Origin of the sequence: Streptomyces sp. NPDC059499, from assembly GCF_042749285.1 — a bacterium.
Taxonomy (GTDB): Bacteria; Actinomycetota; Actinomycetes; order Streptomycetales; family Streptomycetaceae; genus Streptomyces.
Genome location: NZ_JBHYTT010000004.1, coordinates 260,329 through 272,689, shown reverse-complemented (window position 1 = coordinate 272,689; position 12,361 = coordinate 260,329). Strand labels below are relative to the sequence as shown.

The following is a 12,361-nucleotide window of genomic DNA, read 5'->3' as shown; positions in this document are numbered from 1 at the left end:
CGGCCGTGCATGGGATGCGCACGGCCGGGCTGTGTCACCGCTGTGTCACCTCATCGATGAACGCCGACGTGTGCTCGGCGTGTCTTTCGGTCACAGACCGCGCTATTCGCGAGGAGGAATCAACGCATGAGCGACACCCCGCACAACTCCGAACCACGTCAGGTGAGCCGCAGGAAACTCGTCTTCGGCGGTGCCGGGGCGCTGGTGGCGGCCGGGACAGCAGGGCTGCTGCTGCCCGGCACGGCGCGCGCCGCAACGGTCCTCACCAGCAACGCGACCGGTACGCACAACGGCTACTACTACTCCTTCTGGACCGACGACCCGGGCTCCGTCAGCATGACGCTGTCGGACACGGCCGGCTCGTACAGCAGTCAGTGGAGCAGCACCAACAACTGGGTCGGCGGTCTCGGCTGGAGCAACGGCAGCCGCCGGGCCGTCACCTACTCCGGCTCGTTCAACCCGGGCAGCAACGGCTACCTCGCGCTGTACGGGTGGACCGCCAACCCGCTGGTCGAGTACTACATCGTGGAGAACTTCGGCCCGTACAACCCCGGTTCCGGCGGCACGAAGCGCGGCACGGTCACCGACGGCGGCGGTACGTACGACATCTACGAGTCCACCCGGACCAACCAGCCCTCCGTGGAGGGCACCAAGACCTTCCAGCAGTACTGGAGCATCCGGCAGAGCAAGCGCAGCAGCGGCACCATCAACACCGGTGTGCACTTCGACGCCTGGCAAGCGGCCGGGATGCCGATGGGGTCGTTCAACTACTACATGATCATGGCCACGGAGGGCTACCAGAGCACCGGCAGCTCCAGCGTCAGCCTGGGCGGCGGCGGGACCACTCCCACCACTCCGCCTCCGGGCGGGGAAACCACTCCTCCTCCGGCGACAGGCGCCTGCACCGCCACCTACCGCACCACCAGCTCGTGGAGCAACGGCTTCAACGGTGAGGTGACCATCAAGGCGGGCAGCAGCGGCGTCACCAACTGGAAGGTGCCGGTGACGCTCGCCAGCGGCCAGACAGTCACCTCCCTCTGGAACGGAACCTCCAGCCGGAGCGGGAACGTTCTGACCGTGACGCCGGTCAGTCACAACCGCACCCTGGGCGCGGGGCAGTCGACGTCGTTCGGCTTCACCGCCAGCGGACCCAGCAGCCCGTCCCCATCGGTCGGCAGTTGCAGCGTGGGCTGACCTCGGCATCCCACGTACTCACTCGCTCCGGCGCGGTGCCCCATCGGGCACCGCGCCGTTGCCTGTCCTGGGGCGCGGTGAGCCGCTCGGACCCGACGCCGGTCCCGGGCGTCACGGTGCCGAGCGCGGAGGATCCCAACGGTCTCGTCAAGGCCTCTACTTCGACGCCCACCGTCCGCACCGTGGTGTCTCGCCCTCGCCCCGGCTACGCGTGGGGATTCAGGTGCTGTTCCGCGCCGAGTACGGCGTCGTGAACCGTCCTTCTCCCCATGAGCACGCACAGGGTGTAGGCGGCATCGTCCAGCGCCTGCCGGAGATCGGCGTCCGAGGGGCTGGCGGCCAGCCGGGCCTGGCAGGTGCGGAACTCGGTCAGCGCAAGGCCGGTCCGGGAGCGGCTCGGAAGCAGCGTCAGGCCGTTGACGCCGGTGCTGGGCGAGGCTGGAGGCCTGCGAGCCAGTTCCATCGCTCTTCGGAGTGCGCGCTCGATGTGCACCGGAACCGGTACACCGCGTGTGCCTGCCACCATCGCGTCCGCCATGCCAAGGGCTGTCAAGTGGGCGGCTTCTGCCGCCGTTTGCAGAATTCGTTCGGCGTCCCTCTTGGCGCACGGCGATGCCGCCATGATCATTCCTACCGCCCAGGAGAGTTTCGGCTCCCCCAGGGACAGCGGGCTTTCCGTTCCTACCGGTGAGGATGCAGGAGGAACGCACTGTGAGGAGCGTTCTCCCGTGCTCGTGGACGTCATGGCGGCTATTCCCTTCGAACGGGCTTGGCGTTGAGCCGGTACGAGGTATTCATGCGCGCCCGCGGCACAGAGCGTGGGCGCGTTCTTCTCCGTCGGCCTCTGTAATCATTGCCCACGTGAACCGCTGGTGACACCGCCACACCCTGCGACGCTCCCACCGGCCCGAAGTTGCCGAGTTTGCGCGTGCCCGACCACGCACGTACTCGGTAAAGGGCATGATGTGTGGCTGAATTGGTACGAGTACAGCCTATGGGCGCGAGTGAAGAATAGACAATTAATGTGACTAGTAGCCTCGGAACATCATTTCGACAATCTGGGAGTTCCTTTCTGGTCGGCTTCGCCGGTGATCTGGACGCGGCCGCCGGGCCGGCGCTCGAGCATGTGCTCGACTGTGTGCCGACGGGGACGACCGTCGTCCTCCTGGACGTGCACGGCCTCGAGTTCTTGGACTCCACGGGCCTTCTGCTCTTCCTCGATCTCCACTACCGGGCGGAGCTCCGCGGGCTCAAGGTGATCGTGGTCGGCTGGCAGGCCCAGCCTCGGTCACTGATGGAGAAGGTCGGCTGCCTGCCGGAGCCGTCCGCGCCGGCCGGCAACGGTGCGGCGCTCCTGGGCTTCAGACGCATGATCCGGCTCAGGGCCGAAAGGCAGAGGGATACCGCCGCACACGTCAGCACGGGGTCAGGTGTTCCTACCCGTTGACGCTTCGTCCGCACTGCGACAGTCCGGCGCATTGTGTGCAATGGTTGAAGCGATGGAACAGCCTGGGTTCGTTGCTTGAGGTCTCGACCACCGTCATCGATGTCTGCGTGTGGATCAAGACCGGACTGGGCGCGGCACCTGCCGTGCGCCGGATCAGGGCTCCCGTGCCGTGGTTTCCAGGGCTGCCACCCCAGGGAAGCCCTCCATGAATCCTTACAGCGTTCAGGCCCAGCTGCTGGGTCCTGTAGCCGTCGTCACCCTCTGCGGGTGCGCCCGCAGGATCCTCGCGGCACAGTGCACCGCTTTCGAGGAAGCAGACCACCTTCGCGCATGCCTGCAGCGGCTCGACCACGCCCTGGACGCCCTGCCGCCCCAGGTGCGCGGCCTGGTGCTGGACCTCGACGGGATGAGAGAGCCCTGTCCTGTCACCACCCTGCACGCCGTCCGGGACTGGGCGGAGGCCCGGTCCGTCGACGTGGTCGTCCTCGATGGCGCACCCGCCCCTCCTGGGGCCGGCTCCCCCGGGGCGGGTCCGTCGCACGCCTCGCCGACCGGAACACGGGGCGAGCCGGGCACCTCCGCGGAGGCCCTGCTCCGCACCATCAGACTTCGCACGCTTGCGCGGCGCGCTGCCGGGATACGACAGGCACGCAGGGAGGGGCATCCCTGCGGCGGGGGCGTCCGGCCACAGGGCGCGATCCGTCCCGGACAATGGGAGTGACACGCCGCCTTCCCCAGGTGCTCCGGGCGACCGAAGTACGGGAAGATGGAACGTGGCATCGCCGGGTGGAGGTGAATTGGTGTGAAGCCCGAGCCTCAGGAGGACGACTCCAGGTCCTCGAGCCGACGCAAGGACCACTCCCCCGGGCAGGCAGGTTCCCTGCCCGGCGTTTTCGCCGGCGCAGTGGGGCAGGCACCTCCGGAGGGTGTTCCCGCAGCCCTCTGCCAGGCATGTGTCGACCTGCTGGACGTCACCGGTGCGTCGGTCTCGCTGTACGGCGGCATGGACGCACATGCGCTGTGGTGGTCCAGCGATACGGTCGCGGGGAGGCTGGCCGAAGCGCAGTACTCACTGGGGGACGGTCCGTGCCAGGCCGCTCTGGAACAGGGCGCACCGGTCCTGGCGGCAGATCTCGTATCCGGCCCGGACGCGCGTCGATGGCCCGTCTTCGCCCAGCAGGCAGTGGAACTCGGAGTACGTGCGGTGTTCTCGCTCCCCCTCGGGGCGGACGGTATCGCCATCGGCACTCTCGATCTGTACAGGGAGACGACCGGGCCCCTCTCCCCACAGGATCTGGCCTTCGCCTTTCCCGCCGCCGAGGCCATCGCCGCCGCCCTGCTGGCCCTTTCGGACGGTAACGACCCCTCCGGTACCGGGGCCTCATGGCTGGACGCGGCGGAGTCCGATCACGAGGACGTGCACGTGGCCACCGGAATGATCATGGTGCATTTGGGGGTGGGCCCTCAGCAGGCGCTAGCACGTCTGAGGGCTCACGCCTTCGCTCAAGGTGAGACCGTGACGCAGGCGGCCAGGGACGTCATTGAGCAGAGGATCAGATTTCATGACTAAGGTCGGTCCTTGCGGGCGCCCGCCGATCCCCCGAATCGCTGCGGTCGGACAGGTACGACGGTGTTCGCGAGCGGTGCACCGCCTGCCCGCGGCGGAGTTCGCCGGCATCGCTCCCACGTCCGCTCCGAGGCGAACGGCAGGTCCCGAAGCCGCCCCCCGCCAGGGGCCGCAGCAGGAGAACGGTGGAACGTCATGAACAGGGAACAGCAACTGGCCGACGCGTTCGTGGACCTCACCGACACCCTGTCCGGCGATGTCGAGCCCCTCACGCTGCTGCACCGTCTGGCTGAACACTGCCGCGGCCTCACCTGCATGGACGCGGCGGGCGTCCTCCTGGCCAATGCCCGGGGGGGTCTGCGCTCCGCGGCGGTCAGCGCTGACCGGAGGGAGTTCGAGACGGCGCTCCAGACCGCCGAAGGGCCTGGAGCGGAAGCCTTCATGACGGGGGCACACGTTCACACCGTGGACATCGGTGGCCATGAGCCGGACTGGCCTCGCTTCGTCTCCCTTGCGCGGGCAGCCGGTTGCTCCGCGGCGTACGCCCTGCCCTTGCGTGCGGGTGGGCAGACCGTCGGGGCGGTGCACCTCCTGGCCCGCGCCCCGGTCATTCCGGACTCCTCGCAGTCCGTCGTTCTGCAGGCGCTCGCCGACGTGACGGCCACGGCCGTCGTCACCTGGAACCGTGATCTTCCACGGCCGTACGACATCGTCACGCGGACGCAGGCCGCCCTGTCCTCAAAGGCACTCCTCGACACCGCGGCAGGCATGATCGCCGCCACGGCTGACATCTCTCCTCGCGAAGCCGCCGGCCGGCTCCGCGCCTACGCCGCTCGCTCCCACCAGCGTCCGACCGCTGTCGCCGATCGACTCGTCAAACGGCAACTGACACCGCAGTCCGTCCTGACGGAGACGTCCTGACCGGGCCGTCGTCCTGAATTCAGGGTCCCTGCACATCCTTGGCCGACGTCGAGTACGCCACTGCCTCAGGCGCCGGCCGCGTTGGCGCCGTCGGCCGAGGGGTGGGGCTGTGCGCGTGACCGTGACACCGACGAGCCCCGAGCGTCCGCCGTTTCTCGGGGCTCGTCCACCGCCCGTTTCGCCCGCTGGGGCCCTGCCTCAGTTCACGTGGGCGCTGTCGCCGTCGCCGGTCGCGTCACCACCTCTGTCGTTGCGGCCGAACCCATCGCCGCCGTCAGCACCGTCGTCGCCGCCGTTGTCGTCCGCGCCGCCGTTCGCGCCCACGTCCCCACCGTCTTCGACGCCGCCGTCGGCGCCGCCGTTCGCGCCCACGTCCCCACCGTCTTCGGCGCCGCCGTCAGCACCGGCGTCGCCGCCGCCGTTGTCGTCCGCGCCGCCGTTCGCACCCGCGCCGTCGTCCTCCGCTCCGCCCGCGCCGTTGCCGTCACCGGCGCCGCCGTTGTCCGCACCGTCACCGGCACCGTTGCCGTCGCCGATCTGGGCACCGACGGCTTCGAGAGCGGTGGTGACCGGCTGGAAGAAGGTCTCGCCGCCCGCAGTGCAGTCACCGCTGCCGCCCGACGTGAGGCCGACCGCAGTGCCGTCCGCAGTGAAGAGTGCTCCACCGCTGTCGCCCGGTTCGGCACACACGTTGGTCTGGATCAGACCGGACACCGTGCCTTCGGGGTAGTTCACCGTGGCGTCGAGGCCGGTGACCTGGCCGTCGTTCAGGCCGGTCGTGCTGCCCATCCGGATGACGTCCTGGCCCACCGCCGCGTCGGCCGCCTGGGTGATCGCGACCGTCTGTCCGTCGCCGGTGTCCACCTCGCTCGGGGCTTCGGTCGCGGGGTCGTCGTACGTCACGAGTGCGAAGTCGCCCTCGCCGGGGAACACCGCTTCCTGAACCGTGCCGATCGGCTGGCCGCCGGCCTCCTCCGACCACTGCTCGGCCGCGACGCCGCAGTGGCCCGCGGTCAGGAAGCCCGGACTGCCGTCCTGGGTGGTCACGTTGAAGCCGAGTGAGCAGCGTGCGCCGCCGCCGAAGATGGCGTCGCCGCCTTCGGCGAAGGTCTTGAACTCGCCTGCGGACCTCTTGATCCGGGCCACGTCGGGCCCGAGATCCGCCACCGCCGATTCGAGCCTGTCCCAGCGCTCACCGGCCACTGTGCGGTCGGCCGTGACGATGACCTGGTTGGTCCTCGGGTCCGTTGCCCAGGAGGTACCCGGGACGGTGGCCTTCCGGGACAGCGTGCTCTTGGCCGCGGTCAGCTCCACGGCGCTGTTCTGGACGCTTCTCGGCACCGCGCCGGCCTTCTTGACCTGCACGTTGATGTCGTTGTCGTCGCCCACGACGTTCACGACGAGCTGCTGCTTGCCGGCGTCGTAGTACGCGCCGCCGTAGGAGTCGCCGAGCTGCTTTGCGAGCTGCTGGAGGAGCTCCGAGGCGGAAGCCGCGCTCATGGTCCGGGGCGCCGTCGCGCCGGACCGGGCGCCGTCCTGCCCGGCGTACGCCTGGGGGAGCAGGATGGCGGCCGCGGCAACGCCGACCGCTGCGGCTCCCGCCAGAACGGCCTTCCGCTTGGTTATTCGCCTGTGACTCAACTCGTCGCCTCCTGTAGGGGGAACGGAGCCGGTTGCTGGTGCTGCACCCGGGGACGCGTCCGCCCTTGGATACGCACGAGGCGCGTGTTGTTCTCATCGCGAGTGCGAAATTCTTTTGCTGACAGCGTGTCTGAAAGCACGTCAAAGGGGTTACGGGTGGCGGCCGGTGGAGTCCGGCGAGGTCATCTCGCCTCTTCCGTGCGCGGCCCCCAAGAAGCCACCGGTCCGGAAGAGAACGTGGGCGGTCACGGACCACGTGGGGTGTCGCAACCTGAGGAGTCATGGCCGATCAGCCCGATGTGTGCGCCAGGAGTGGGGGTGGCCTTCGACGCGCCGCTTCCGGACAGGGCCCCGCCTCTTCGATACTGGACGACGTCCTTGGTCTCGTCAGCGACACTCGGGTTTTCTGACAGCAGGTCAGCAAACTCGGCATCGAGTCAGCATCAGCCCCGCCGGAAACCGCCTGAGGGAGTTGTCGACCGCTACACGCCAATCATCGCCACAAGCCCACTGACCAGGGAATTCCCTGCTACAGGGGCCCAGCTGACAGCCTACCCAGGAGGAACCGTTGAGAATGCTCATCAACGTGCCGGAGACCGTCGTCTCGGACGCCCTTCGCGGCATCGCCGCCGCCCACCCCGAGCTCACCGTGGACGTCGAGAACCGTCTGGTCGTGCGGCGTGACGCGCCCGTGGCCGGGAAGGTGGGGATCGTCTCCGGCGGCGGGTCCGGGCACGAACCGCTGCATGCGGGGTTCGTCGGGCCGGGAATGCTGTCCGCAGCGTGTCCCGGGGAGGTGTTCACCTCCCCCGTGCCCGACCAGATGGTGCGGGCCGCAGCCGCGGTCGACAGTGGCGCGGGGGTTCTGTTCGTCGTCAAGAACTACACCGGTGACGTGCTGAACTTCGACATGGCGGCCGAGCTCGCCGAGGAGGAGGGCATGCGGATCGCCCGGGTCCTGGTCGATGACGACGTGGCGGTGACCGACAGCACGTTCACGGCGGGCCGCCGCGGCACGGGCGCGACGGTGTTCGTCGAGAAGATCGCCGGTGCCCTCGCCGACGAGGGTGCACCGCTGGAACGGGTGGAGGCGGTGGCGCGGCAGGTGAACGCGTCCTCCCGGAGTTTCGGGGTGGCGCTCAGCGCGGTGACCACTCCGGCGAAGGGCAGTCCGACGTTCGATCTCCCGCCCGGAGAACTGGAGTTGGGGATCGGGATCCACGGGGAGCCGGGGCGGGAGCGGCGTCCGATGATGACGTCCGGGGAGATCGCCGATTTCGCCGTCCACGCGGTGCTGGAGGATCTGCGGCCGAACGGTCCCGTGCTGGCCCTCGTCAACGGGATGGGCGCGACACCGCTGCTGGAGCTGTACGGGTTCAATGCCGAGGTACACCGGGTGCTGTCCGAGCGGGGCGTGGCCGTGGCTCGTACGCTGGTGGGGAACTACGTGACGTCGCTCGACATGGCGGGCTGCTCGGTGACGCTCTGTCAGGTGGACGAGGAGATGCTACGGCTCTGGGACGCGCCGGTGCAGACGTCTGCGCTCCGCTGGGGCCGGTGAACTGCTGTCCGGCACGCGTGAGGGAACAGGAGATCTTGTGCTCGACACCGACTTCTTCCTTCGCTGGATGGCTGCCACAGCGGCGGCCGTCCAGCGTGAGGCGAGCCGTTTGACCGACCTCGACGCCGCGATCGGGGACGCCGATCACGGAAGCAACATGCAGCGCGGCTTCACCGCGGTGACCGCTGCACTGGAGAAGGATCCTCCGGCGACACCCGGGGCCGTGCTGACGCTCGTGGGGCGGCAGTTGATCTCGACGGTGGGGGGGGCGTCCGGACCGCTGTACGGGACGCTCCTGCGGCGTACCGGAAAGGCGCTGGGCGACACACCCGAGGTGACGCCCGGTCAACTGGCCGAGGCGTTCGGTGCGGGCGTCGCCGCTGTGGCTCAGCTGGGTGGCGCACGGGCCGGCGACAAGACGATGCTCGACGCGCTGCTTCCCGCCGTCGACGCGCTGGGGGTGTCGTTCGTGGCGGCCCGGGACGCGGCGCGGGCAGGTGCGCTGGCGACCGTGCCGTTGCAGGCGCGCAAGGGCAGGGCCAGCTATCTGGGCGAGCGCAGCATCGGACATCAGGACCCGGGTGCGACCTCGTCGGCGCTCCTGGTCGCGGCACTCGCCGAGGCCGCGGGGACGAGCGGCGGAGGAGACGCGTGAGCGAGGAGAAGCAGGTCGGAATCGTCCTGGTGTCGCACAGCGGCCCGGTGGCCGAAGCCGTCGTGGAGCTGGCCAAGGAGCTGGCGGCCGGTGGGGCGACCGCCCCCGTGGCTGCGGCCGGGGGCACCTCCGCCGGAGGGCTCGGGACCAGTGCGGAGCTGATCGCCGGGGCCGCGAGGTCGGTGGACAGGGGCGCGGGGGTCGCGCTGCTCGTCGATCTCGGGAGTGCGGTGCTGACGGTGAAGGCCATGCTGTCCGAGGGTGGCGCACTGCCGGACGGCGCACGGCTGGTGGACGCGCCGTTCGTCGAGGGCGCGGTCGCCGCCCTGGTGACCGCGTCGGCGGGGGGCGATCTGGCCGCGGTGGAGGCGGCGGCCGTGGACGCGTACGACTACCGCAAGGTGTGAGCGGAGGCAGGCCGCCCCGCGCGGCGGGGCGGCCTGCCGGGATTCACCCTCGCGTTCAGGTCACGGTGCAGACCGTGCCGTTGAGCGTGAACTGCTGGGGCTCGGTGAAGGTACCCGAGTACGTCCCCTGGAAGCCGAACGACTGGGTGCCGCCTGCGGCGATGCGGCTGTTGAAGCCCACATTGGTCGCGGTCACCGCGCCCGAGGACGGCGTGAGGGCCGCGTTCCAGGCTTGGGTGACCTTCTGTCCCGACGGCAGGGTGAAGCCGAGTTTCCAGCCGTCGACCGGTGCGGTTCCGGTGTTGGTGACCGCGACCTCGGCGGTGAATCCGCCCGACCACGAGTTCGTTCCGTAAGCCACGCGGCAGGTGCCGGGTACGGGCGGCTCACCCGGGTTCTCCGTGCCGCCACCGGTGTTGACGGCCGAGGAGAAGGAGGTCACTCCGAGGCCGGCGCCGTTCTGCCAGGGCTCGAACCCTGCCTGGACGCTGGTGAGGTACCACGAGGGCTGGGCCATGCCCCGGGCGACGGTCTGGTCGACGAAGTCCATGACGTCGAAGGTCCAGCTGCTGATCGCGGACGGTGCCACGAACGAGATCACGTCGTTTCCGCCGTTGCTCCCGGTCCAGACCTCCCAGGTGCGGCCGCCGACGGAGGCGGTGCCCGTCTGCGAGCCGATCGGCTGGATGGGACCCACCCGGTTGAACCAGATCATGATCTCGGTCCGGTTGACTCCGTCGGTCTTCGGCTGCGGGTCGAGCCAGATGTCGTAGGACGCGTTGTAGACCGCGTTGTCGACGAATGCGTACGTGATGCTGCTCGGCGCGCTGCTGATCGAGCTCAGCCGCTCCGGAAGCGCGGTGCCGGGCGAGCAGTTCGTGTAGTGGCAGCCGTTGAAGACGGACGGGTACGACTTGGGTGCCCCGTTCGTCGGAACCGACCCGCCGGCCCTCTCGATGGTGAAGCCGTTCGCGGTGACGTTGACGCACTGTTCGTCCGCGGTGCCCCAGCGGTTGTTCTGGACCACGTACCGCCCCTGGATGACGGCCGTGCCGTACTGGTCGCAGATCAGGGTGTCGGCGTGAGCGGGCGTCGCGACCGCGCCGAGCGCCGCGAGCGAGGCCAGTGCCACGAGTAACGCCGTCACGGCGCTCCGTGCCGACCTGAGAGAGACGATGAGGCTCTTCATGATGTCCTTTCGGTAGGACCCGATGATGGGAGCGCTCCCAGTTCTTGCTCCGGCGTGGAACCTATGGGGCTGTTGGGACTCTCCACAAGGGTCCCTCCGTAACACTTCCCGCGTCGCCCCACGCCGGACGCCGCGCCGGCGGGTCGCACACGACCCGGCGGGTACGACACATCCCGGCAACAGGCACGCAATCAACAAATTGTTCAAGGCCCTTACGGTCTCGTGCTGTTGGACCCTCTCCGTCCCCTCCGCCCGTCCTTGGAGCGCCCCATGGTGTCCGCAACACCCGTACATCCCGTCGACGCGGTCCCACCGATACGCCAACTGGCGGCCTTCGGGCTGCAGCATGTGCTCGCGATGTACGCCGGCGCGGTGGCCGTGCCGTTGATCGTGGGCGGCGCGATGAAGCTGCCGCCCGCCGATCTGGCCTATCTGATCACCGCGGACCTGCTGATCTGCGGGGTGGCGACGCTCATCCAGTGCGTCGGTTTCTGGCGCTTCGGCGTGCGTCTGCCGATCATGCAGGGTTGTACGTTCGCAGCCGTCTCGCCGATGGTGCTGATCGGCACGCAGGGCGGCGGGCTGCCGGCCATCTACGGGTCCGTGATCATCGCCGGACTCGCGATCGTCCTCCTGGCCCCTGTCTTCGGCCGGCTGCTGAGGTTCTTCCCGCCGCTCGTGACGGGCACGGTGATCCTGATCATCGGGGTCTCGCTGCTGCCGGTGGCCGGCAACTGGGTGGCCGGCGGGGCGGGTGCGCCGGACTTCGGCGCCCCGAAGAACCTCGCGCTGGCGGGCTTCGTCCTGGTCGTCGTCCTGGCTGTCCAGGGATTCGCGCCGGCCTTCCTGAGCCGGATCGCCGTGCTGATCGGCATCGCGGTCGGCCTGGCGGTGTCGGTGCCGTTCGGGTTCACGGACTTCGGCGGGGTCGGGGACGCGCACTGGATGGGCATCAGCACGCCCTTCCACTTCGGCGCTCCGACGTTCCACGCCTCGGCCGTCGTCGCGATGCTGGTGGTGGCCCTGGTGACGATGACGGAGACGACCGGGGACTTCATCGCCGTCGGCGAGATGACCGACCGCAGGGTCGAGCCGCGCGCCCTGGCAGACGGTCTGCGGGCCGACGGTCTGTCCACGGTCCTCGGTGGCGTGTTCAACACCTTTCCCTACACGGCGTTCGCACAGAACGTGGGCCTGGTCGGCATGACCAAGGTCCGCAGTCGCTGGGTGGTCGCCGCGGCGGGCGGGATCCTCGTCCTTCTCGGACTGCTGCCCAAGCTGGGCGCCGTGATCGCGGCGGTGCCGGCTCCGGTGCTGGGTGGTGCGGGCCTGGTGATGTTCGGAACCGTCGCGGCGAGCGGCCTGCGGACCCTCGCCCAGGTCGAGTTCAAGGACAACAACAACCTGACGATCGTCGCCGTCTCGGTGGCGATGGGTGTGCTGCCGGTCGGGGTGCCGACGCTCTACGACCAGTTCCCGGCCTGGTTCCAGACGGTGATGCACAGCGGGATCAGCGCGGGCTGTCTGACGGCCATCGTGCTGAACATTCTCTTCAACCACCTTCCCTCGAAGGCGGGTTCACCGCCGGCGGCCGCCGCTGCAGCGGCCGGTGTGCCCGTCGGCGGTGTGCCCGTCGGCCGGGGCGAGGAATCCGTCCGGAAGGCCGGCGATCAGCGCGTCTGAACCGTCCGGGCGCGGTGCGGCCCCGGCCACACCTTCAGTTGCAGGGGTCGGCGCGGCACCCTTCGGTGCGGCACCCTTCGAGGGTGCCGCACCGGT

Annotated in this window: 12 protein-coding genes; 9 read left to right on the top strand and 3 right to left on the bottom strand. The window is 69.4% G+C overall.

The window, feature by feature from the left end; genetic code table 11:
* Positions 1–126: 126 nt before the first annotated feature.
* Positions 127–1,194: a glycoside hydrolase family 11 protein gene (locus ACFW9O_RS12925; RefSeq protein ID WP_384608346.1), complete on the top strand. Its 1,068-nt coding sequence runs from the start codon at positions 127–129 to the stop codon at positions 1,192–1,194.
* 205 nt (positions 1,195–1,399) lie between these two features.
* Here ACFW9O_RS12925 and ACFW9O_RS12920 read toward each other — a convergent pair whose 3' ends face one another.
* Complete coding sequence (locus ACFW9O_RS12920; RefSeq protein ID WP_384608343.1) at positions 1,400–1,747, bottom strand: DUF5133 domain-containing protein; 348 nt, start codon at positions 1,745–1,747, stop codon at positions 1,400–1,402.
* A 471-nt stretch (positions 1,748–2,218) separates the two neighbouring features.
* On the opposite strand from ACFW9O_RS12920, the gene ACFW9O_RS12915 reads away from it, so the two are divergent.
* The 4 genes from ACFW9O_RS12915 (at position 2,219) to ACFW9O_RS12900 (ending at position 5,129) form a co-directional block, all read left to right on the top strand.
* Positions 2,219–2,641 (top strand): STAS domain-containing protein, encoded by a 423-nt coding sequence (locus tag ACFW9O_RS12915; protein ID WP_384608341.1) that lies wholly within the window; start codon positions 2,219–2,221, stop codon positions 2,639–2,641.
* 205 nt (positions 2,642–2,846) lie between these two features.
* Positions 2,847–3,362 carry a hypothetical protein gene (locus ACFW9O_RS12910; protein ID WP_384608337.1) on the top strand — a complete coding sequence of 172 codons (516 nt, stop codon included), beginning with the start codon at positions 2,847–2,849 and terminating at the stop codon, positions 3,360–3,362.
* A gap of 81 nt (positions 3,363–3,443) precedes the next feature.
* Positions 3,444–4,211 (top strand): GAF and ANTAR domain-containing protein, encoded by a 768-nt coding sequence (locus tag ACFW9O_RS12905; protein WP_384608334.1) that lies wholly within the window; start codon positions 3,444–3,446, stop codon positions 4,209–4,211.
* 192 nt (positions 4,212–4,403) lie between these two features.
* Positions 4,404–5,129: a GAF and ANTAR domain-containing protein gene (locus tag ACFW9O_RS12900; RefSeq protein ID WP_384608332.1), complete on the top strand. Its 726-nt coding sequence runs from the start codon at positions 4,404–4,406 to the stop codon at positions 5,127–5,129.
* A 198-nt stretch (positions 5,130–5,327) separates the two neighbouring features.
* Here ACFW9O_RS12900 and ACFW9O_RS12895 read toward each other — a convergent pair whose 3' ends face one another.
* Positions 5,328–6,770, bottom strand: a complete 1,443-nt coding sequence (locus tag ACFW9O_RS12895) for a S1 family peptidase (protein WP_384608329.1) — start codon at positions 6,768–6,770, stop codon at positions 5,328–5,330.
* Between the two features lie 574 nt (positions 6,771–7,344).
* On the opposite strand from ACFW9O_RS12895, the gene dhaK reads away from it, so the two are divergent.
* Genes dhaK through ACFW9O_RS12880 form a run of 3 tightly spaced genes read left to right on the top strand, consistent with a single transcriptional unit; the run spans position 7,345 to position 9,393 of the window.
* Positions 7,345–8,331, top strand: coding sequence for a dihydroxyacetone kinase subunit DhaK (gene dhaK, locus ACFW9O_RS12890; RefSeq protein ID WP_351177955.1), 987 nt, complete (start codon positions 7,345–7,347; stop codon positions 8,329–8,331).
* 37 nt (positions 8,332–8,368) lie between these two features.
* A complete protein-coding gene (dhaL, locus tag ACFW9O_RS12885) occupies positions 8,369–8,986 on the top strand; it encodes a dihydroxyacetone kinase subunit DhaL (protein ID WP_351177958.1) in 618 nt (205 codons plus the stop codon).
* Entirely contained in the window at positions 8,983–9,393 is a 411-nt protein-coding gene (locus ACFW9O_RS12880) for a PTS fructose transporter subunit IIA (RefSeq protein ID WP_351177961.1), read from the top strand. The genes dhaL and ACFW9O_RS12880 overlap by 4 nt, the downstream gene beginning before the upstream one ends.
* Before the next feature lie 55 nt (positions 9,394–9,448).
* Here the strand turns inward: ACFW9O_RS12880 and ACFW9O_RS12875 are convergent, their stop codons facing one another.
* Positions 9,449–10,582 carry a cellulose binding domain-containing protein gene (locus ACFW9O_RS12875; RefSeq protein ID WP_384608325.1) on the bottom strand — a complete coding sequence of 378 codons (1,134 nt, stop codon included), beginning with the start codon at positions 10,580–10,582 and terminating at the stop codon, positions 9,449–9,451.
* Between the two features lie 270 nt (positions 10,583–10,852).
* Between ACFW9O_RS12875 and ACFW9O_RS12870 the strand changes: the two genes are divergently transcribed.
* Positions 10,853–12,265 (top strand): nucleobase:cation symporter-2 family protein, encoded by a 1,413-nt coding sequence (locus tag ACFW9O_RS12870; RefSeq protein WP_384608322.1) that lies wholly within the window; start codon positions 10,853–10,855, stop codon positions 12,263–12,265.
* Positions 12,266–12,361 lie beyond the last annotated feature (96 nt).

What these genes read in the sequence shown, in the direction of transcription:
- dhaK (WP_351177955.1), top strand. Translation starts at nt 7,345, where the DNA reads ATGCTCATCAACGTGCCGGAGACCGTCGTCTCGGACGCCCTTCGCGGC.
- ACFW9O_RS12875 (WP_384608325.1), bottom strand. Translation starts at nt 10,582, where the DNA reads ATGAAGAGCCTCATCGTCTCTCTCAGGTCGGCACGGAGCGCCGTGACG.
- ACFW9O_RS12870 (WP_384608322.1), top strand. Translation starts at nt 10,853, where the DNA reads ATGGTGTCCGCAACACCCGTACATCCCGTCGACGCGGTCCCACCGATA.
- ACFW9O_RS12910 (WP_384608337.1), top strand. Translation starts at nt 2,847, where the DNA reads ATGAATCCTTACAGCGTTCAGGCCCAGCTGCTGGGTCCTGTAGCCGTC.
- ACFW9O_RS12900 (WP_384608332.1), top strand. Translation starts at nt 4,404, where the DNA reads ATGAACAGGGAACAGCAACTGGCCGACGCGTTCGTGGACCTCACCGAC.
- ACFW9O_RS12925 (WP_384608346.1), top strand. Translation starts at nt 127, where the DNA reads ATGAGCGACACCCCGCACAACTCCGAACCACGTCAGGTGAGCCGCAGG.